The sequence below is a fragment of the Burkholderia sp. F1 genome (genome assembly GCF_050813845.1).
Classification (GTDB): domain Bacteria; phylum Pseudomonadota; class Gammaproteobacteria; order Burkholderiales; family Burkholderiaceae; genus Burkholderia; species Burkholderia ubonensis.
The window spans coordinates 488,287-506,383 of the sequence record NZ_CP172421.1 but is presented as its reverse complement, the minus strand read 5'-3'; the positions used below and the strand labels follow the sequence as shown (position 1 = coordinate 506,383).

Here is an 18,097-nt window from a genome sequence, read left to right as displayed (position 1 = left end):
GTTCGTTTGCGTCGCGTGTTGTTGTGTTCGGGTACTTCAGTGGATCACGTGCAGCTCGTAGCGCGCATCCGCGCGGTCGTCCGGCGCGTCGCGGGTGCAGAGGAACGCGTCCCAGCCGAGCCGCGCGCCCGCGCCGAGCCGGCTCGGCCCGACCTCGGTGCGCTTCAGCACGAGCGACACCTCGTACTCGAGCGTGACGCCGGCGAGCAGCGTCAGCATCCGTTCGAGGCCGACCGCCCGCGGGCCGCCGGGCAGGAACGCCTCGTAGTCGCGCTTCGCCAGCGGGCCGACCACGATCCGCGCGCGCATGTCGCGCTGCCACACGCGCTCGCCGACCAGCGCCGTCCCGCCGAGCACCGCGTTGACCTCGCCGAGCACGCTCAGCTGGTCGGCCGGCACGTCGTACCACTTGCCGACGAACTGGTCGATCTTCACCGGCACGCGGAAGTAGTCGGACAGCGTGCGCTGCAGGTAAGCGGCCGACATCGGCCGGTGGCGCGCGGCCAGCGCGTAGCCGGCCACCGCCTCGTCGAGCACGCCGCCCGCGCCCGCCTGCAGGCTGTCGCGCACCTCGTCGCTCGTCACGCCCGCGATCGAGAGCAGCAGCGGCAGGTAGCGCTCGTCGCGGTCGAGCTCGTAATGGAACGGCAGCCGGTATTTCTTCCACGCGGCGTAGAACAGCGCGGTCGCGCGGTTCGAGAACACGTCGAAGAACGCGCGCGCCGCGTGGTCGCGCTTCAGGTACTCGCGCGCGACGATCTGCTCGGTGTAGTGCAGCGGCAGCGCGCCCTGCCCGCCGAGCAGCCCGAAGAACGCGGGCGTCAGCTCGACGCGGCCGAGCTCGCCGGCCGCGAGCGCCGCGTCGCGCGCGTCGTCGGCGTCGAGCGGCGCGCCGTTGTCGTCGAACGACCGCAGGTGCTCGATCTCGCTCGCCGGAAAGCCCAGCGACAGCGTGTTGCGAAACGCGATGCGCTGCGCGACGACGTCGCCGTGCCGCCACGCGCCGGGCGCATCGGTCGCCTGCCGCGCGAACAGCCCTTCGAGCACGCGCACCGCCTGGAAGAACTCGAAGCGGTGCGGCTCGTCGAGCAGCGCGCCGACTACGCCAGGATCGATTCGCCGGTCCGGGGCTTGCATCGGATGATCTCCTCGCCGGTGCGCTTCGACACGACGACTAGTTGGACAAAACTGTTGAGGTGGACGTAAAGCCCGAAGAAGCTGTCGAGCACGCGCACGAACGACGCGAGGCTCGAGCCGACGAAATGCTCCTCGTCGATCGTCACGCGGATCTCGATGCCGCGCACGAAGGTCGCGAACGGCTTGCCGGGCAGCCATTGCACGGCGCCGCGCTGCTCGATGCCCGCGAGCCCGTCGATCTGCCGCGTCGACACCGCGGTGCGCCGCAGGTCGTACAGCGTCAGCATTTCCTTCAGCGGCGCGAGGCCGTGATCGACGAGCGACACGTGGTTGAGCGCCAGATGCGACACGAGCCGCCAGTGCGCGGAGCGGCCGCGCTCGAAGCGCACGCTCGGCGTCGGCCGGCGCAGCAGCGCGATGCTGCTCGTCTGCGCGCCGCCTTCCTGGAACAGGTCGCCGCCCTCGAGCCCGAACGCGAGCATCGCCGGCAGGTCGCGGTTCGTGCAGGTCAGGTCGAGGCTCAGCGTGTCGGTCTGCGGCGACGTCGGCTCGAAATCGATGTCGACGATCGAGATCTCGGTCTCGTAGCCGGGGCTCTTCTGCGCGACCCAGTCGTTGCGGCGCGCGAACCAGTAATGGCCGACCCGCGCCGACTCCCCGTGGTGCAGCGAATAGAACGGCCGGAACTCGATCACCGATTCCTCGTGCGCCTGCTGGCGCACGAGCTTCACCGAGTCGATCGAATACACCTCGTACGCGAACGCGCGGCGCGCCTCGGCGATCACCGGGTACGACACCGCGCGGTGCGTGATGCGGATCGGCTCGCCGTGCTGGCGGAACAGGTTGACGATCGGCGTGCAGAACAGCCGGAAATGCTTCGCGGTCAGCAGTTCGAGCAGGCGCGCGACGTGCGAGTCGCCACGCACGTCCTGCAGCACGAGATGCAGCGTCGAGCGCTGGCAGCGGCCGGACGCGCGCGCGATCGCGGCGAGGTCGAAATCGACGAAGTCGAACTTGTCGGGGAACGCGAAATATTCGGTCAGCAGCCGGTACGCCGGGTGCGATTTCGCCGGGTAGTCGATCAGCGCGTCGCCCTCGTCGAAGCCCGCCTGCGCGATCGGCAGCTTGCGCAGCGCGGTCCAGCGGCCGTTGCGCTCCGGCTCGACGTACGCGCCGAGCACGTTGACGAACAGGCAATCGGTGAGCGCCGCGACGAACGACTGCTCGCCGTGCAGGTGCGCGCGCAGCGTCGGCAGCTTCAGCGCGCCGAGGTCGAGCTGCGGCGCGAGCGATTCGAACGTGAGCGAGATCACGCCGGTTGCGTTGGGCGGCAGCACCGTCGCGCTCGGCGCGAGCGCGACCGGCGTGTAGCGCGCCTCGGAAATGCGGATCGGCGCGAGCGTCACGTCGTAGGCGGTGCGGAACCGGCACTGCACGCCGCGGATCGGGCGGCTCTTCAGCTCGGTGCCGCGCTCGACGACGACCGGCTCGGTCTGCTGGCCCGGCGCGCCGAGCGCGAACTGCGCGATCGAGCACGACGGGAACGGCCGCAGGTAGTGCGGATACAGCACTTCCAGCAGCGCTTCGGTGAATTCCGGGTAGTCGTCGTCGAGCTTCTTGTTGATCCGCGCGCCGAGCAGCGCGAACGACTCGATCATCCGCTCGACGTGCGGATCCTCGCAATGCTCGCCGGAGAGCGCGAGACGCGCCGCGATCTTCGGGTAGCGTTCGGCGAAATCGCGCGAATAGCGCCGCAAAAACGATAATTCGCGCTCGTAATACGGCAGCAATTCTTCCATCGACGACCCCGAACCTCTTTCATTGCCTGCCGCGCCGGACGGTCCGGCCCGCGCGGCGGCGTAAGTTACTGCGCTTTCGCGGCGCGCGCGCGCGTGACCGAATACTGCAGCGTCGACGGCTGCAGCATCGCGTCGAAATTGACCGGCTCCTCGGCCGGATGCACGACGAGCAGCGCCTGGATCGCGAAATAGAGCGCGTTGGTCGACTGCTCGTTGAGCTCGAACGTCACCTGCACCTGCTGCAGGCGCGGCTCATGGCGCGCGATCGCCTGCTGGATCGACTTGCAGATGTAGGTGCGGTCGTAGTGGCTCGCGAGGCTCAGGCCCGCGAAATCGTTCAGCCCGTAGGTCAGCACCGACTTCTGGCATTCCGGCAGCGTCGCCAGCTCGTGATCGGTGTGCGCGATACGGGTATTGAGGATCGCCTCGACATCGCGGGCGACCGTGTTCTTCAGCTCTTCCAGCGACAATTGCCGCATCGCCGCGGAAGCCGGCAAGTGCGGTTCATCGTCGAACAGCTTGTCGAGAAAGCTCGGTTCGAATCGTTTCATTAGGCCGGGACGCGACGCGAAAACGGCAACGGGACGCGACGCCCCGTTGCCGCAACCGACCTTAGACCGCGTAGGTCTTGTCGTTCTTCGTCAGGCTCCAGGCGCCCTGCGTGTTGCCGCCCTGGTTGCCGCCGATCTTCTGCTGCGTCTGCTTCCACTGCACGGCAGCGTACTTCAGCGAGAAGGTCTCGTGCGGCAGGCCTTCCTTCTGCACGCTCGGCGTGACGCTCGAGATGATCACGTACTTCAGCTTGACCTCGAGGTACTTGACGCGCTGGCCTTCGCCATCCGAACGCATGAAGTCGATCGTGACTTCATCGAACGTCGTGCCGCCCGACGCGTGCTGGTACAGCAGCGGGCTCGACGAGTCGATCTCCTTCGTGAACACCATGTCGCCGTGCTCGCAACGCTCCGACGTATGGCCGCCGGCCGTCGACGCAGTCGCCGAGCGCGGCTGGATGATGGAATGGTCCCAGGATTTCAGTTCAATCCAGGCATCGTGGTCTTTGTCCGCAGACTCGCCCTTGATGGCCGGATTACCGAACTTCAGATACATGTCTAACATGGCCTTCGACTCCCCAAAGAGGTGGTTTTAACGTCCTACCCAGGCGGCCCGCCCGGGCGATTCTTCGCTTATGAATTTGCCGGTTTGGGCAGATCAGCGACAAGCCGCAGAGAAATCGAGAGTTCGTCGAGCTGGAAGTGCGGGCGCAGGAACGCGACCGAACGATACGAGCCCGGCTTGCCCGGAATCTCTGACACTTGTACGGATGCCTCGCGCAGCGGGAATTGCGCCTTCTGTTCCTGCGTCGCGTTGTCGTCGAGCAGGACGTATTGCGAAATCCACCGGTTGAGGAACGTCTCGACGTTCTGCGCCGATGCGAAGCTGCCGATCTTGTCCCGCATCATCGCCTTCAGGTAGTGCGCGACGCGCGATACCGAGAAGATGTATTGAAGCTGGGCGGACAGGACGGCGTTCGCGTTGGCGCTGTCGGTGCTGTATTTCTTGGGTTTCTGCACCGATTGCGCGGCGAAGAACGCGGCGTAGTCGGAATTCTTGCAATGGACGAGCGGAATGAAGCCGAGGTCGCTCAGCTCCTTCTCGCGGCGGTCGGTGATCGCGATCTCGGTCGGGCACTTCAGCGCGACCTCGCCGTCGTCGGTCTTGAACGTGTGGGTCGGCAGGTCCTGGACGAGGCCGCCGCCTTCGACGCCGCGGATCGCCGCGCACCAGCCGAAGTCGTCGAACGCAGCCGTCAGGCGCGCGGCGAATGCCCATGCCGCATTGCACCACAGGTACTTGTCGTGGTCGGTGCCGTCGACGTCCTCGACGAAGTTGAAGCTTTCGGCGATCTGGCCGTCCTTCGGATTGAACGGCAGGCGGCCGAGGAAGCGCGGCAGCGTCAGGCCGACGTAGCGCGAATCCTCGGAATCGCGGAACGACTTCCACTTCGTGTATTCGACCGTGTCGAACACCTTGCCGAGATCGCGCGGCTTGCCGAGGTCGGAGAACGTTTCGAGGCCGAGCAGCTCCGGCGACGCCGACGCGATGAACGGCGCGTGCGCGGCCGCCGCGACGTGCGACATCTGCTCGATGAAGTACATGTCTTCCGGCTGGCGGGAAATCTCGTAGTCGCCGATCAGCGTGCCGAACGGCGAGCCGCCGAACGTGCCGAACTCCTCTTCGTAGACCTTCTTGAACAGCGCGCTCTGGTCGAACTCGCTCGCGCTCTTGAAGTCGCGCACGAGCTCGCGCTTCGGCGCGTGCAGCGCCTTGATCTTGATCGTCTGGCCCGTGTTGCTTTCCTTGACCAGGTACTCGAGGCCGCGCCACGTGCCTTCGAGGCGCTGGAATTCCGGCGCGTGCATCACGGCCGAAAGCTGCGCGGAGATCAGGCTGTCGAGCTCCGCGACGCGCGCGTCGATCGTCGCCGACAGGTTGTCCGACACGATCACCGTGCCGTCGAGCACCTGGTGCACGAGTTCGCCGATCAGGTCCTTCGCGCGCGCGTGCTCGGAATCGGATTTCGCGACCTTGCTCTTCTCGACGATCTCGTCGAGCAGCGAAGTCCCGGCGGCGTATTCCGCGCCGCTCGTCTGGGCCGCAGCCGTTTGCTGGTTCATCTCAACACCCCGTCGTCATTCGCCGTCTTTGTCGCCGCCCGTGCCCTTCGCGAGCTCCTGCAGCTGCTGCGTGTTCTGCAGCACTTCGGAAAGCAGGTCCTCGAGCTTGTCGTTGCCGGCGAGCTTGTTGCGCAGGTCGGCGAGCTTCGAGCGCGCCTCGAGCAGGCGGCGCAGCGGCTCGACCTGCTGGACCACGTCATCGGGACTGAAATCCGACATCGAGCGGAACTTCAGGTCCACCCCGAACTTGCCGCCGCCTTCGCTCAGGCGGTTTTCCACCTGGAACACGGCGCGCGGCTCGATCGCCTTCATCACGTCGTCGAAGTTGTCGCGATCGATATTGACGAACTTGCGGTCGCGCAGCTTCGGCTGCTCGATTTCCGACTGGCCCGCCAGATCGCCGACCACCCCGACGACGAACGGCAGTTCCTTCACCTCGATCGCGTCGCCCTTCTCGACCTCGTAGGTCAGCTGGACGCGCGGCGGCCGTATTTTCTGCAGGCGCTTCTGAATGCTCTCGTTCTTGGCCATCGACGGCTCCCAGGTTCAGATTGATTGTGTTGTCGTGCCGATATCAGCGCAGCGCGCTGAACGGATCCGCCCCGCCCTTCTGCGGCGCGGTGGCGGGTGCTGCCGCGTTGGCGGCCGGCGCGGTCGGCGCCGCGGCTTCGGCGGCCGGCGCGGCCGCTCCCTTCGCCCGGTGAACCGTGCGGCGCGTCTGCCGCACCTTCCCGGTGCGCTGCTCCGGCGGGAACAGCGAGGATTCGCCGAGCGTGTCGCGCAGTTGCTTCGCGAGTTGCTGCGCGTCCGACTTCGCGTCGCCCGCGAGCGACGAATCCTGACGCAGCTCGCCGAGCGATTGCGTCGCGATCCGCAGGCCGGCGACGGCCAGCACGCTCTTCGCCTGGCGGTCGGTCTTGTCGCGCTCCAGCGCTTCCTGCGCGGCGACGATCGCCTGGCCGTAATGGTTCTGCGCGAACTGGATCTGCGCGATGCGCGACCACGGCTCCTCGCGCGTCGGGTCCGCCTTCGCCAGCGCCTGGTACAGGCCCAGCGCGCGGTCCTGGTCACCCGCCTTCGCAACGGCGTCCGCGTCGGCCAGCGACTTGTTGAACACCTCGGCGCTCGGCGGCGTGGGCGTGCTTGCACAGCCGGCGATCACGCCGCAAGCCACCACGACCCCAGAAAGTTTTGCGAAGAGACGGTCTTTCATCGTTATATCCACCGGCGCGTGAGTTTTAAATCGTTGAGAATCTGGTTCTTTTGCTTTGCGAGAAGCGCGCGGGTATAGTACCGATCAATTTTTCATAATTCAATCGCCGCGTGCAGAGTAACTCCTTTTAATACCGCGCGCACCACCTCGAATGACGCCGCGCGTCAGTGTGGAAAGTGCTTGCCCGGATCGGCCGCGCAAGTTTTACTCATTTCGCGACACGCGATCCGGCATGCGGAAAAATTTGCCGATCAACTGCCGCGACGGACACGCGCGTTGCTTAATAGCTGAACGATGAAATTCCGCCATTCCGACGGATGCGGCAATAGCTGGTAGTTTTGACAGGGAGTAAAAGGCGGCAAGCCGGAAACAACGATGAAATCGCTCATGATTCGCTACGCGCTGCCGCTGGCCGCCTGCGCACTTCTGGCCGGATGCGCGGCCGCCCCGCTCATCGGCTCGGCCGCGAGCGCCGTGATGCAGGCCGCCGGCGTCGGCAAGCCCGACCTGCCCGATTCGCAGAAGCCGCCGCGCAACGTCGGCATCACGCTCGCCGCGGCCCCGAACCTGAACGCCGCGAACGACAACAAGCCGCTCGCGCTCGTCGTGCGCCTCTATGCGCTCAAGGACCCGACCTCGTTCCAGCAGGCGCCGTTCGACATTTTTACCGATCCGAACAAGGAAAAGGCCGCATTGGGCGCCGACCTGCTGAACGTGCGCGAAATCACGCTGATTCCGGGCCAGCGCTATACGGCGACCGAAAAGGTGTCGCGCGAAGCGCAGGCGTTCGGCATCGTCGCGCTGTTCCGCGACCCTGCGCTGCAGCGCTGGAAATTGACATTCGATCCGGCGAAGTCGGAGAAATCCGGCATAATCGTCGGCCTGCATAATTGCGCGATGACCGTCACCGGCGGCACCGTCATCGCACCGCAACAAGGGGCGCCTTCGCAGCCGCTCAATTTGCTTTCGTCGGTCAGCTGCGGTTAAGCACGACACATGAATGTCAATTAACAAGACTTAACAATTGGCGATTTAATTCGGGCGCGACCAAATCGATTACTTCGCATCACGACATTAACCGGGTTTGACATGAGTTATTCGGCCAAGGTGCTATGGGGAGAGGGGCTGTTCCTCCGGCCTCAACACTTCCAGCGACAGGATGCGTACCATGAGGCGCGCCTGTTCGAGTCCATCCAGGCGATCCAGCCGTACAACTGGGGCGTGCGCACGGTGCGCTTCGACCGCGACGCGCTCGGCAGCAACGTGCTGCGCCTGGCCGAGCTGTCGCTCGTGTTCCCGGACGGCGTGCTGTACGCGGCGCCGCAGGCGGACGACCTGCCGCCGCCGGTCGCGCTCGACACGCTGCCGGAGGGCATCAACGAGTTCGTGTTCTACCTCGCGCTGCACCCGCTGCGCGAGAACGGCGCGAACTACAACGACGATCCGGCGACCGGCTTCACGACGCGCTTCGTCAGCGAACAGACGAGCGTCGCCGACAACTTCACCGACGCGGCCGAGGCCGACGTCACGTTCCTGAAGACGCAGGTCAAGCTGATCGCGCACAGCGAGCCGCGCGACCAGCTGCTGTCGGTGCCGCTCGTGCGCGTGCGCCGCACCGCGACGTCCGGCTTCGAGATCGACGACAGCTTCGTGCCGCCGTGCCTCGCGATCGAGGCGTCGCCGATCCTGCACCAGCGGCTGCGCCAGCTGATCGACGCGCTGCAGGCGAAGGTAAACGCGCTGTACGGCTTTCACCGCGAGCCGTCGAAGAACATCATCGAATTCCGCTCGGGCGACATCGCGTCGTTCTGGCTGCTGCACACCGCGAACGCCGCGTTCGCGACGCTCGCGCACCTGCACCAGCATGCCGCGCTGCATCCGGAGCGGCTGTTCCAGGAACTGCTGCGCCTCGCGGGCCAGCTGATGACGTTCTCGAAGGGCTACACGCTCGCCGACCTGCCCCCGTACCGCCACGACGATCCGGGCCCGGGCTTCGCGCGTCTCGACCTGATCCTGCGCGAGCTGCTCGACACCGTGATCTCGACGCGCTACTTCGCGATCACGCTCGACGAGGTGCGCCCGTCGTTCCATCTCGGCCGGCTCGATTCCGGCAAGATCGACGAGAAGACCGCGTTCTACCTCGCGGTGTCCGCGGACCTGCCGAGCGTCGAGCTCGTCGACGCGGTGCCGGCCCGCTTCAAGGTCGGCGCGCCCGACGACGTCGACAAGCTCGTGCTGTCGGCGATGCCCGGCGTGCGCCTCGCGTACACGCCGCAGGTGCCGCCCGCGATTCCGGTCCGCCCGGGCGCATGCTACTTCGTGCTCGACTCCCGCAGCCCGCTGTACGAGCGCATGCTACAGGCCCAGTCCGCGATGATCTACGCGCCGACTGGCATCAATGACCTGAAGTTCGAACTGATCGCGGTCACATCATGAGCTACGCGCCTTCCCTGTTCGGCGACAACGCGCCGACTCCCATCGCCCCGGCGTCGACCGATTCCGCGTTCCAGGCGCGCTCGCTGCTCGACCTGCTGTACGACGGCTTCTACATGCTGTTCCTGCTCAAGAACGGCCGCGAGCCGGAGAGCGCGAGCGAGTTCAGCACGCGCATCCAGGAATTCCTCGCCGACTACGAGCGCGGCGCGAAGAAGCTGAACATCGCGGCCGAGGACGTGTACAGCGCGAAGTTCGCGTTCTGCGCGGCGGTCGACGAGACGGTGCTGTCGTCGCAGTACAAGATCCGCACGGACTGGGAGCGCCGGCCGCTGCAACTCGTGCTGTTCGGCGAGCAGCTCGCGGGCGAGAAGTTCTTCCAGCATCTCGAGGATTGCCGCGCGCAGGGCGCGGCGCGGCTGCAGTCGCTCGAGGTGTTCCACATGTGCCTGCTGCTCGGATTCCAGGGCAAGTACCTGCTCGAAGGGCCGGAGAAGCTCGCGTACCTGACCGCGCGCATCGGCGACGAGATCGCGCACATGAAGGGCAAGCGCGCGCCGTTCGCGCCGCACTGGACGCTGCCGGACCAGATCGCGCACCGGCTGAAGCGCGAAGTGCCGGTGTGGGCGATCGGCGCGGTGTTCGGGCTCGTCGCGCTGCTCGCGTATCTCGGGCTCAACACGTACCTGAAGGACAAGACGCTGCAGGCGCTTGCGCCGTATTCGCAGGTCATCAAGGTCGGGCCGGAATCGGCGAATCTGACGATTTCGCTGCCGTAAGCGGCGCAAGGGGCGGCGCGGACGGGGTTGCGCCGGCTCCGCCGCCGGTTCCGGGCCTGCCGTCTCGCGGCCCGTGCGCCGCTCATTCGTATTGCCGCGCCTCCTGCGCGATCCGCTCCAGCAAGTCCGGCGGCTGCATCGGCAGCCCGGCTTGCCCCGGGACAGGAAACACCGCGCAGAGGCGGCCGTCGCGCGCCATCCCCGGCAGCCAGCGCGACAGGAAATCCGCCAGCGCCACCGCCTTCGGCCGATAGCCCGACCATGCCGCTTCCGCGCACACGGCAGCGAACGCCGCTTCCGGCCAGAACGGGATCACGATCGCGCCGCCCTGCCGCGCCGTCGCCCATCCTGCGTCGAACAGCCCCCATACCACTGCGAAATCCGCGACCTTGCGCACGAAGTAGTCGCAGCGCGCGGGCGCGTCGAGCTTCAGCACGTTGTCGAGCTTGTACCGATGCATGGTCGTCGTCGCCTCCTCATTCCGGCGGCGGGCCGGCGTCCAGATCGAGGAAATCGTCGTAGCGGCCGAAATGGTTCAGACACCTTATGATGTCCTCGATCGACGCGTCGGGCTTCTGCCTGTACGCGAGATCGACGACGTCCTGAAAATGCTCGCCCGAACAGAGGAACACGTAGCCGAGCGCGATCACCGGCTCCGGATAGATCTCGCGATCGTCGTCATCGACCTGGACCGTGTCGCCGATGTAGATCGTCTGGGCGCCGCGGAAGTCGTCGCCATCGGTGTCCTCGCCATAGACGTCGTACAGGCATGTCGGGTCGTAGCCCTCGGCGCGATCCGCCTTGGCCCGCACGAGCGCGATGAAATCGGCGATCGTGCAGGTTCTGTTCTTGAAGTCGACAGACGGCATGCGTTCCAGCAGTTGTGCGGCGCGGTCGCGTTCGCAGGCGAGCGCCTCGTCGCCATCGTCGCCGCCTGCCGCGTCGAGCGCGCGCTCGAGAAGCGGATGCGCCGTCGCGCGGCGGGACGTGCCGCACAGCAGATCGGCGAGACACACCAGCGCCTGCACGAGCGCCACGCGGTCACCTTCACGCTCCGCCGCATCGACGGCCATGCGCAACGCGCCCTCGCCGCGCTCAGCCGCGCCACGATCGAGCAGCATCAGCGCTTTCCGAAAGATTTGCCTCGCATTCAAGCCGGTTCTCCGTCGCACATTGGCGTCATCGCTCGATCCACATGTCTTCGCCACTTCTTCTGTTCGTACGCAACTTGCCCGACGCGGAACGCGCGAGCCGCTATCCGGCAACCCGATCGCGTATTGCGAGAAAGGCCGCGAAATCCTCGGCCACATGAGCCGTTTCGCCGGCCTCGTGCGACCAGCGGACGACGACGGGCTCTCCCGTCACGCCAAGCCGCCGATAGTCGAAGCAGTAGTAGTCGCCGGTTCCGAACTCGGCAAACGGCAACAGGCCGGACAAGTCGACCGGCACGTCGGCGAGCGCATCCCGCCACGCCCGCCAGTCTTCGTTGACGTGCCGCACGATCGAGTCCCACGTCTTGCGCGGGTTGCGTGCATCGAAGACCGGAAACACAACCAGCGCGCCCGGCGATCTGCCGTTGTTCAGCAACAGCCACGCCACGAAGGATTTCGGCAGCGACCGCCCGAGTTCCGCCTCGGCGGCCTCGATTGCAGTCGTCGACGTTCCGATTGCATGTGTCCTCACTGTCGCACTCCGTTCAGAAGATGAACCCGATGCCGACTCGAATTGATCATTCGCATCGGGAACTCGCCTCATCGGCGCATGGTTGCGCCGGCATCCTGCCACGCCGTCGCGGCGTCAGTTCAACCGCAACGGAATCGTGGCAAGGGCCGCACATTCGCTCACCCGGTCGCGGTCGAGCCCGCCATGCTGCAGACAGGCATCTTCGTACGCAACCCGATCTCCATCGCAACTCGCAGCCAGAAAGCCGTCGATCGTCGCGAAATCGGCATCCGGCGGGATATCGACCGCAAACAGCGACACGCGATGCGTCACTGCACACCGCGCGCCCATCCGCTCCAGCGCCGCGATGATCGCCGCGCGCTCGCCGGGTGACTCGGCGAAGACCCGCAACGTCGAATGCCCGGCACGCGCCACGACCGATACCGCCCGATGCTCGCCGTCGACGACGCGCGCCGCGACCGTATCCCCTTTGCTGACGCCATAGACGTAGTACGGGACGTTATCGATCACGTGCGCACCGCGATGCGTTTCGATCCCCCACATCGATTCGAATGCGACAGGCGGATAGCCGTCGGCGTCGATCTTCAACTCGAAGACGATCTTGGTCAACGTTTGGTCCATGAGGCTTCCGGTTCATGCAGAAGGTCCGATTGCGCTCCGAGACGGCCTTCGCCGGATCCCGGTTCGCCGCGACCGGCGTACACGTGAATCAGCTCGTATTCGTCGGTGCCCATCGGGGTGCGTTTCATCGTTCGCCGCTGGTTTCGGAACCCGGGCGCTAGTCGTCGACCATCTCCAGGAAGACCGCCGCTTCCGCGTCCGGCAGCACTTCGCCGATCCGCGCGCGAAGATCGGCAAGAAACGCCGGCCGGATCGCGAACGTGTCGTCGAGGATGTCGTTCGCATATTGCCCGATTCGCAACGCACACCAGATATGCAACGCGGTCGCGAACTGCGCCGGCGATCCGGCCACTTGCGCCGGCGTCCACGAGCCGGCGCCGTGGCGCGCGAAAAGCACCCTGCATCCGTCATCGCCGCGCACGCCGATGACGGGATCGCTGCCGATCTGACCGAGCACGGTCCAGTCATCCTGCCAGCCGCCAAAACGGCGGCCTGCTGCGTCGACGCGATAGCCGACCTGCCCGGCCGCGAGGCTCGCTTCGTTTCCGTACAGAACGAGATCGTCGGCGGACCACGGGATCACGAGGTCGGCACCGCCGAGCGCGGCCAGCCACCCGGTGATGACGTCGCCCTCACAAAGCGCCGACGCGACTGTCGCACCGGTCACGCCTGGCAAGGCGGCCGCGGCGGCGCCGCCGAGCAGGCGGCGAATCTCGCCGACCGTCCGGTTCAGATCCTGATCCTGCATCGTGTTCCCGTATCGGAAGGGCATGGATGCGCGGTCAGGATGCCGGCCTCAAAGCAGAATGAACGCATCGTTCTCGACGTAGTACACGAATGCATCGAACAATTGCAGGATGCCTGGGTCGTCCACCTGCTCGTGCGCGTTGATCACGATGCTCTCGATCGTCGCGCTGTCGAGCGTGATGCGCCAGCCCGGTTGCTTCGCGATGTCGGGCACCGTGTCCTCGTCCGGGTCCGTCGTGTCGGGCGCAAACGCGCCGACGGTGTCCAGCGTCCACGGCGTCGGGGGGAGGTAAAGCCAGCCGGAGAAGTCGCCGGGCTGTTCCAGGATACGTTTCAGCGACACCTCAGTCGCCGGTGAAGTCGAGGTAAGCATCGTTGCCGCAGAAATAAGAAGGGATCGATCGGGCCGCGGAGTGTCGCGGCGGGCCGTGATTATGCCAACGAATCGCGGCACGCGGCGATCGACCGCGTCGAGCATGATCCGCGGCCGGCTTCGCATTCACGTGCAGGCGCACGGGAGCGTGCCGCCGGTCAGCCGGGCTGATGCGCATCCACTCGAGCCGCGGCGACGGGCGGTGTGAATGCGCAAGACGATCGAATCCGGCAGTTTGCGGCGCCCGACGTCACGCACCGTCACCCAGTCTGCAGCGTCGACATGCGACCTTCCGACAGCTTGAACTCGCCGACCGTCTCCGCGAGCTTGCCGGCCTGCTCGCGCAAGAGCGTTGCGGCGGCGGCCGACTGCTCGACGAGCGCCGCGTTCTGCTGCGTCGCGTTATCGAGCTGCGAAACCGCCTGATTCACCTGCGCGAGCCCCGTGCTCTGCTCCGTTGCCGCGACCGTGATTTCGGCAATCACGCTCGTGATGTTGCGCACACCCTCGACGATTTCGTCCATCGTCGCGCCGGCCGTCTGCACGAGGCCTGAGCCGCCCTCGATCTTCTCGACCGACGAGTGGATCAGTTGCTTGATCTCCTTGGCCGCTTGCGCGCTGCGCTGCGCGAGCGCGCGCACCTCGCCCGCCACGACTGCGAAGCCTCGGCCGTGCTCGTTCGCGCGCGCGGCTTCGACCGCCGCATTGAGTGCGAGGATGTTGGTCTGGAACGCAATGCCGTCGATCACGCCGATGATGTTGGCGATCTCCGCCGACGCTTGCGTGATGTCGTGCATCGTCGAGACGACCTCGCCGACGACCGCGCCGCCGCGCACCGCGACATCCGACGCCGATTCCGCCAGCCGGCTCACCTGGGTCACCGCATCGGCCGAGTTGCGGGCCGTGCCGGCGATTTCCTCGAGGGCGGCGGCCGTCTCCTGAAGGCTCGAGGCGGCATGCTCGGTACGGCTCGAGAGATCCTGGTTGCCTTGCGCGATCTCGGCGCTCGCCACGTTGACCGATTCGCTGAACTCGCGAATCTGCAGCAGGATCGTGCTGATTTTTTCGGCGAACAGGTTGAATGCATGCGCGATCTGCGCGGCTTCGTCTTCGCCGCCGGAGGGCAGGCGTTTCGTCAGGTCGCCGCTGCCGCTGGCGACGTCGGTGAGCGCGTCGCGCACCAGCAGGATGCGCTTGAAGGCCGCGTTCGTCAGCGTGCCGACGAGCGCCGCCGCGATGATGGCGACGATCACGATCGCGGCGAGCGTCGTCGTCGCCACGGCGCGCATGCCGGTCGTCACGTCCGATTTGTCGAGCGCGAGCACGAGGGACCAGTCGGTGCCGGCGATCGGCTGGGCGCGCAGCAGTTTGGTCGCACCGTCGATGTCCACGGCCACGGGCGCGGACGCCGCCTTCAGCGCTTCGAGGTGCCCGGAATCCAGCGCCGACGACAGTTCGGTCGCCGACTTCATGATCAGATCGGTTTTCGGCGCGGCGATCACACGGCCGCTCTTGTCCACCAGGAACGCGAAGCTCGATGGCGTCGGGTGCACGGCGGTCACGATGGCACTCACGCTCTGCATGAACAAGCTTGCGGCCATGACGCCCTTGACGGCGCCGTCGCGCACGATGGGCACCGCGAAGGCGAAGGCCGGCTTGCCGGTCGTGGCGTCGCGGTAAAGCGCCGTCGCAACCAGATGGCCGGCGTCGACCGCCTGCTTGTACCAGGGGCGCGCGGTCGGGTCATAGCCGGGCGCGAGCGGGACGTTCGAGAAAGCCGTCTTGTCCGGCAGGCCGAGCGTCAGCACCTCGAAGCCGCCCGACTTGCCGAGCAGCTTCAGCGCCGGCAGCGGATCGCCCTCGCCGATCGCGATCGTGTCCGCCAGCGCCTGGGTTTCCCGGCTCCGGCTCGCGACCCACTCGTCGATCGCGAGCGCGTGCCCGGTCAGGATCGACTTGTGGTTCTGGTCGATTGCCTCGTCGTTGTGATGCTTCACGACGTAATAGACAAGGCCGCCCGTGGCGGCCAGCGCCGTGACCACGATGGCGACGCAAGTCGCGAGTATCCGTGTGCGAATCGATGACAGCATGATGACGTCGATCTCCCCTTTGCCGCTTGATATGGAATGGGTCGCCGAACCGGCGGGCAACGTCATGTTTAACGACCGCTGTCGGGGGATCTGAAGGCCTGACTGGTCAGACCAGATTCATGGCGCGTCGGCGGGCTGCCGGGTCATCTCGATCGAACGTGAGCCGCGCGCTCATTCCGGTGGGTCGTCGCACGCCGACCGGCAGCCGCGGATACGGCAGTACCGAACGGCGTCTCTGCTCACCTCGCCAAATGGTCGACGCCGACCAACCCTTCACGCACGACAAACTCGACCGCGCGGCTCAATTCCGAAAATTGGTTATCGACCTTCTTGATGAAACACTCCCTGGTCGCAGGCTCGCCGCCAATCTCGTAGCGTTGATTGACCCAGACGCCGCGCTTCCCGCCCAGTTTGCCGGATATTTTTTCAAGGTCGATGTGCTGCCCGGTCATTTCATCCCCGTCGGGCATCCGCGCCCGTCACCGTCGTCGCGCACGGTCGTTTCGTCGAAATACCACGCCAGGAACGCCGTGAACGTCGCCCACCGCGCATCGGTCTCGCCGGCGATGAAGCGTGCGTGGTCGTGCAATTCGTAATCGTAGACTGCGCCGTCTCGCGTGTCGTACAGAAACATTCCCTCGCTTTCGTCCGAGGTCAGCGGAATCACGTGCACCGGAAACCCGTAGCGGTCCCGCACGTAGTCGAGCGCGCCGGCAATGCCGGAATAGTCGGTCAGGTCGAATAGTTCCGCGACGGGACGCGGGCCAACGAACGGCCCTTGATACGTGAGGTAGAACTGCGCGAAGCCGGTGTCGTGTGCGATGCCCAGACGATCGAGTGCGTCGCGTGCGGCGTGCCGGTCTTCGCGCCGTACGTCGCCGGTCGCTTTCGACAGGTATGCGTGAACGTTCGCGGGAATCTTCATCGGTAGCTCCATGAACGGCGCGCGGTGACACGCGACCGATGGCCCGTTGCCGCATGCGGCCCGGAATCCGGTTTTCGATGTACTTGAAATGCATCGCCAACCCGTTCGCGTCGTCGGTGAATTCGGCATGCAGGATCGGCTTTGCGCGCTTCACGCCATGCCAGAGCCGGCATTCCAGCCCCAGACACCCGCCTGGTGCATTTCGTAAAGGTCGAAGCCCGGCGCGTCGGCCCCACCGACATTGCCTCTGCCCGGTGGCGAAGACCAGGCGGGAATTTCGTCGACGTGACCGGACAGCGCGTCGATCACCTCGTCGCAGATCGCGCGCCCGATGCCGAAATCGCGCGCGTTCACCTGATCCAGAAAACGTGCCCCCATTCGTACGCGAGACTCGTTCGCTCGTTCATCGACATTGCCGACCTCTGGTTCTCGACGGCGCCACCACCTTTTAGCGCGCGCAAACCGGCAACGATGCTTGCCCGCGTCGCCGCGAACATCACGTGACCTGTACAAAGAAAAGACCTTTGCCGGATTTCGTTGCAACGAACAGGTAACCCAGTGCGTCGCTCAATCCGAAGATGTCCGTCCATCCGTCAGGAAAGTCGCCCGAGTACAACTGGAGGGCAAATTCGAAATCCTGCGGGAGAGACAGGTCCTCATCTTGCAGCAGCCCCGGATGGCCGCCGATCCCGCTACCGTGGAACGGATGGGCGACTTCGTCGCGCACGCGCAATGTTCGCGCCGGAATCATGCGTGCGCCAAACATCTCGGCCCCTCTCGCGTGAAAGATCACACGCGTCGTCCGGTCCCTTGTGATGGTCTCCATCTCGTCGGAATCACCGTGGTACGTCACCCGGTCCAGAAAATACTCGTTCGCCGAATAGAGCGAGAACACCGACACGTACTCGTATCCGCATCCGGCGATACCCAGGAACGCGGCCGGCAACGACGCGATCAGGTGAAGCGCTTCTCCCGAAGACGACATGGGCCAGCTTTCGACGCCGCCAATCAACGCGCCGCCGCCAACTCTCGGCTCGAGCGCATCGTGCGACGTCTCATCGATCACGAGTTCCTTCACATCAGCTCCTACAGTCGCACAGATGCCCTGCCACCCCGCGCGCGCCTCCTCCGGGAGCCGCCTTGCATGCCGGTTCGTCGAATCGCTCGCAGCGCGAGTCATTCATGGTCGCCCTCGTACCGAACGAAAACCCACCCCTTGTACGAATTCAATCTTCCGATCGGCGCATCCGTTCCGAGCAGTTCGATTTTCTGTCGGGTCAGCGACGGGCAGGATGCCATGATTTCCGAAATCGCCACGCTCACCACGTCGTAGTCCTCGTCGTCTGGCGTTCTGTCCAGATAGCCGTAGATCGATATCGTCGAGCCGGAATGGTCATATGCAATTGCGCGCACGCCGTTCCGTATCGCCCCCAGGAAAGACGAAAAGACGATCAGCTTGAGGTCGGTCTCGTTCATGTTATTCACCTGCATCGGATGAGGGCACGTCTTGCGCGCCGAGATCGAAGCACCGCCCAGCGATCAAATAGTCCGGACGACCTCGAGTTCGCTCCATAGTTGAGACAAGCCCATTTCGATCATGTACGTGCCGTAGTCCAACGCGT

The 18,097-nt window shown here is 65.6% G+C and carries 23 protein-coding genes; 3 read left to right on the top strand and 20 right to left on the bottom strand.

The annotated features are described in order from the left end of the window. Positions 1 to 36: 36 nt before the first annotated feature. The 7 genes from tssG to ACFIMZ_RS02495 form a co-directional block, all read right to left on the bottom strand. Positions 37 to 1,137, bottom strand: a complete 1,101-nt coding sequence (tssG, locus tag ACFIMZ_RS02525; RefSeq protein ID WP_431821250.1) for a type VI secretion system baseplate subunit TssG — start codon at positions 1,135 to 1,137, stop codon at positions 37 to 39. Then, positions 1,101 to 2,936 (bottom strand): type VI secretion system baseplate subunit TssF, encoded by a 1,836-nt coding sequence (tssF, locus tag ACFIMZ_RS02520; RefSeq protein ID WP_431821249.1) that lies wholly within the window; start codon positions 2,934 to 2,936, stop codon positions 1,101 to 1,103. The genes tssG and tssF overlap by 37 nt, the downstream gene beginning before the upstream one ends. Before the next feature lie 65 nt (positions 2,937 to 3,001). Beyond that, positions 3,002 to 3,487 carry a type VI secretion system baseplate subunit TssE gene (tssE, locus tag ACFIMZ_RS02515; RefSeq protein ID WP_042582988.1) on the bottom strand — a complete coding sequence of 162 codons (486 nt, stop codon included), beginning with the start codon at positions 3,485 to 3,487 and terminating at the stop codon, positions 3,002 to 3,004. 61 nt (positions 3,488 to 3,548) lie between these two features. Further along, complete coding sequence (locus tag ACFIMZ_RS02510; RefSeq protein ID WP_010096526.1) at positions 3,549 to 4,052, bottom strand: Hcp family type VI secretion system effector; 504 nt, start codon at positions 4,050 to 4,052, stop codon at positions 3,549 to 3,551. Positions 4,053 to 4,120: 68 nt separating this feature from the next. Further along, complete coding sequence (tssC, locus tag ACFIMZ_RS02505; protein ID WP_431821248.1) at positions 4,121 to 5,611, bottom strand: type VI secretion system contractile sheath large subunit; 1,491 nt, start codon at positions 5,609 to 5,611, stop codon at positions 4,121 to 4,123. Positions 5,612 to 5,626: 15 nt separating this feature from the next. Beyond that, positions 5,627 to 6,142: a type VI secretion system contractile sheath small subunit gene (gene tssB, locus ACFIMZ_RS02500; protein ID WP_431821247.1), complete on the bottom strand. Its 516-nt coding sequence runs from the start codon at positions 6,140 to 6,142 to the stop codon at positions 5,627 to 5,629. A 43-nt stretch (positions 6,143 to 6,185) separates the two neighbouring features. Further along, entirely contained in the window at positions 6,186 to 6,824 is a 639-nt protein-coding gene (locus ACFIMZ_RS02495; protein WP_084900208.1) for a tetratricopeptide repeat protein, read from the bottom strand. Positions 6,825 to 7,211: 387 nt separating this feature from the next. On the opposite strand from ACFIMZ_RS02495, the gene tssJ reads away from it, so the two are divergent. The 3 genes from tssJ to ACFIMZ_RS02480 all read left to right on the top strand — a co-directional run bounded on the left by tssJ (position 7,212) and on the right by ACFIMZ_RS02480 (position 10,036). Beyond that, on the top strand, positions 7,212 to 7,811 hold the full coding sequence (gene tssJ / locus ACFIMZ_RS02490) for a type VI secretion system lipoprotein TssJ (RefSeq protein ID WP_431822413.1): 600 nt from the start codon (positions 7,212 to 7,214) through the stop codon (positions 7,809 to 7,811). A 102-nt stretch (positions 7,812 to 7,913) separates the two neighbouring features. After that, the gene (gene tssK, locus ACFIMZ_RS02485) at positions 7,914 to 9,260 is read left to right on the top strand and encodes a type VI secretion system baseplate subunit TssK (RefSeq protein WP_431821246.1); all 1,347 of its coding nucleotides are present in this window, start codon (positions 7,914 to 7,916) and stop codon (positions 9,258 to 9,260) included. Next, entirely contained in the window at positions 9,257 to 10,036 is a 780-nt protein-coding gene (locus ACFIMZ_RS02480) for a DotU family type IV/VI secretion system protein (RefSeq protein ID WP_431821245.1), read from the top strand. The genes tssK and ACFIMZ_RS02480 overlap by 4 nt, the downstream gene beginning before the upstream one ends. An 82-nt stretch (positions 10,037 to 10,118) precedes the next feature. On the opposite strand, the gene ACFIMZ_RS02475 is transcribed toward ACFIMZ_RS02480, so the two are convergent. The 13 genes from ACFIMZ_RS02475 to ACFIMZ_RS02415 all read right to left on the bottom strand — a co-directional run bounded on the left by ACFIMZ_RS02475 (position 10,119) and on the right by ACFIMZ_RS02415 (position 17,951). Then, a complete protein-coding gene (locus ACFIMZ_RS02475) occupies positions 10,119 to 10,496 on the bottom strand; it encodes a DUF2750 domain-containing protein (RefSeq protein ID WP_431821244.1) in 378 nt (125 codons plus the stop codon). Between the two features lie 16 nt (positions 10,497 to 10,512). Continuing rightward, complete coding sequence (locus ACFIMZ_RS02470; RefSeq protein ID WP_431821243.1) at positions 10,513 to 11,301, bottom strand: DUF7716 domain-containing protein; 789 nt, start codon at positions 11,299 to 11,301, stop codon at positions 10,513 to 10,515. Next, entirely contained in the window at positions 11,291 to 11,791 is a 501-nt protein-coding gene (locus tag ACFIMZ_RS02465) for an SMI1/KNR4 family protein (protein ID WP_431821242.1), read from the bottom strand. The genes ACFIMZ_RS02470 and ACFIMZ_RS02465 overlap by 11 nt, the downstream gene beginning before the upstream one ends. Before the next feature lie 42 nt (positions 11,792 to 11,833). Further along, the gene (locus ACFIMZ_RS02460; RefSeq protein WP_431821241.1) at positions 11,834 to 12,307 is read right to left on the bottom strand and encodes a DUF4265 domain-containing protein; all 474 of its coding nucleotides are present in this window, start codon (positions 12,305 to 12,307) and stop codon (positions 11,834 to 11,836) included. Between the two features lie 17 nt (positions 12,308 to 12,324). Further along, positions 12,325 to 12,468 (bottom strand): hypothetical protein, encoded by a 144-nt coding sequence (locus ACFIMZ_RS02455; protein WP_431821240.1) that lies wholly within the window; start codon positions 12,466 to 12,468, stop codon positions 12,325 to 12,327. Between the two features lie 29 nt (positions 12,469 to 12,497). Next, on the bottom strand, positions 12,498 to 13,088 hold the full coding sequence (locus ACFIMZ_RS02450; protein ID WP_431821239.1) for a hypothetical protein: 591 nt from the start codon (positions 13,086 to 13,088) through the stop codon (positions 12,498 to 12,500). A 48-nt stretch (positions 13,089 to 13,136) separates the two neighbouring features. Further along, entirely contained in the window at positions 13,137 to 13,460 is a 324-nt protein-coding gene (locus ACFIMZ_RS02445) for a DUF7716 domain-containing protein (protein ID WP_060190150.1), read from the bottom strand. Positions 13,461 to 13,720: 260 nt separating this feature from the next. Next, on the bottom strand, positions 13,721 to 15,550 hold the full coding sequence (locus ACFIMZ_RS02440; protein WP_431821238.1) for a methyl-accepting chemotaxis protein: 1,830 nt from the start codon (positions 15,548 to 15,550) through the stop codon (positions 13,721 to 13,723). A 239-nt stretch (positions 15,551 to 15,789) separates the two neighbouring features. After that, positions 15,790 to 16,002, bottom strand: coding sequence for a hypothetical protein (locus tag ACFIMZ_RS02435; protein ID WP_431821237.1), 213 nt, complete (start codon positions 16,000 to 16,002; stop codon positions 15,790 to 15,792). Next, positions 15,999 to 16,475 carry a hypothetical protein gene (locus ACFIMZ_RS02430; RefSeq protein WP_431821236.1) on the bottom strand — a complete coding sequence of 159 codons (477 nt, stop codon included), beginning with the start codon at positions 16,473 to 16,475 and terminating at the stop codon, positions 15,999 to 16,001. The genes ACFIMZ_RS02435 and ACFIMZ_RS02430 overlap by 4 nt, the downstream gene beginning before the upstream one ends. Positions 16,476 to 16,625: 150 nt before the next feature. Next, positions 16,626 to 16,853, bottom strand: coding sequence for a hypothetical protein (locus ACFIMZ_RS02425; RefSeq protein ID WP_431821235.1), 228 nt, complete (start codon positions 16,851 to 16,853; stop codon positions 16,626 to 16,628). Between the two features lie 118 nt (positions 16,854 to 16,971). Beyond that, complete coding sequence (locus ACFIMZ_RS02420) at positions 16,972 to 17,553, bottom strand: hypothetical protein (protein ID WP_431821234.1); 582 nt, start codon at positions 17,551 to 17,553, stop codon at positions 16,972 to 16,974. Positions 17,554 to 17,651: 98 nt separating this feature from the next. After that, positions 17,652 to 17,951 carry a hypothetical protein gene (locus ACFIMZ_RS02415; protein ID WP_431821233.1) on the bottom strand — a complete coding sequence of 100 codons (300 nt, stop codon included), beginning with the start codon at positions 17,949 to 17,951 and terminating at the stop codon, positions 17,652 to 17,654. Positions 17,952 to 18,097 lie beyond the last annotated feature (146 nt).

Coding starts and splice junctions, on each gene's coding strand:
- tssG (WP_431821250.1), bottom strand. CDS start 1,137: ATGCAAGCCCCGGACCGGCGAATCGATCCTGGCGTAGTCGGCGCGCTG.
- tssF (WP_431821249.1), bottom strand. CDS start 2,936: ATGGAAGAATTGCTGCCGTATTACGAGCGCGAATTATCGTTTTTGCGG.
- tssE (WP_042582988.1), bottom strand. CDS start 3,487: ATGAAACGATTCGAACCGAGCTTTCTCGACAAGCTGTTCGACGATGAA.
- ACFIMZ_RS02510 (WP_010096526.1), bottom strand. CDS start 4,052: ATGTTAGACATGTATCTGAAGTTCGGTAATCCGGCCATCAAGGGCGAG.
- tssC (WP_431821248.1), bottom strand. CDS start 5,611: ATGAACCAGCAAACGGCTGCGGCCCAGACGAGCGGCGCGGAATACGCC.
- tssB (WP_431821247.1), bottom strand. CDS start 6,142: ATGGCCAAGAACGAGAGCATTCAGAAGCGCCTGCAGAAAATACGGCCG.
- ACFIMZ_RS02495 (WP_084900208.1), bottom strand. CDS start 6,824: ATGAAAGACCGTCTCTTCGCAAAACTTTCTGGGGTCGTGGTGGCTTGC.
- tssJ (WP_431822413.1), top strand. CDS start 7,212: ATGATTCGCTACGCGCTGCCGCTGGCCGCCTGCGCACTTCTGGCCGGA.
- tssK (WP_431821246.1), top strand. CDS start 7,914: ATGAGTTATTCGGCCAAGGTGCTATGGGGAGAGGGGCTGTTCCTCCGG.
- ACFIMZ_RS02480 (WP_431821245.1), top strand. CDS start 9,257: ATGAGCTACGCGCCTTCCCTGTTCGGCGACAACGCGCCGACTCCCATC.
- ACFIMZ_RS02475 (WP_431821244.1), bottom strand. CDS start 10,496: ATGCATCGGTACAAGCTCGACAACGTGCTGAAGCTCGACGCGCCCGCG.
- ACFIMZ_RS02465 (WP_431821242.1), bottom strand. CDS start 11,791: ATGAGGCGAGTTCCCGATGCGAATGATCAATTCGAGTCGGCATCGGGT.
- ACFIMZ_RS02455 (WP_431821240.1), bottom strand. CDS start 12,468: ATGAAACGCACCCCGATGGGCACCGACGAATACGAGCTGATTCACGTG.
- ACFIMZ_RS02450 (WP_431821239.1), bottom strand. CDS start 13,088: ATGCAGGATCAGGATCTGAACCGGACGGTCGGCGAGATTCGCCGCCTG.
- ACFIMZ_RS02445 (WP_060190150.1), bottom strand. CDS start 13,460: ATGCTTACCTCGACTTCACCGGCGACTGAGGTGTCGCTGAAACGTATC.
- ACFIMZ_RS02440 (WP_431821238.1), bottom strand. CDS start 15,550: ATGCTGTCATCGATTCGCACACGGATACTCGCGACTTGCGTCGCCATC.
- ACFIMZ_RS02435 (WP_431821237.1), bottom strand. CDS start 16,002: ATGACCGGGCAGCACATCGACCTTGAAAAAATATCCGGCAAACTGGGC.
- ACFIMZ_RS02430 (WP_431821236.1), bottom strand. CDS start 16,475: ATGAAGATTCCCGCGAACGTTCACGCATACCTGTCGAAAGCGACCGGC.
- ACFIMZ_RS02425 (WP_431821235.1), bottom strand. CDS start 16,853: ATGGGGGCACGTTTTCTGGATCAGGTGAACGCGCGCGATTTCGGCATC.
- ACFIMZ_RS02415 (WP_431821233.1), bottom strand. CDS start 17,951: ATGAACGAGACCGACCTCAAGCTGATCGTCTTTTCGTCTTTCCTGGGG.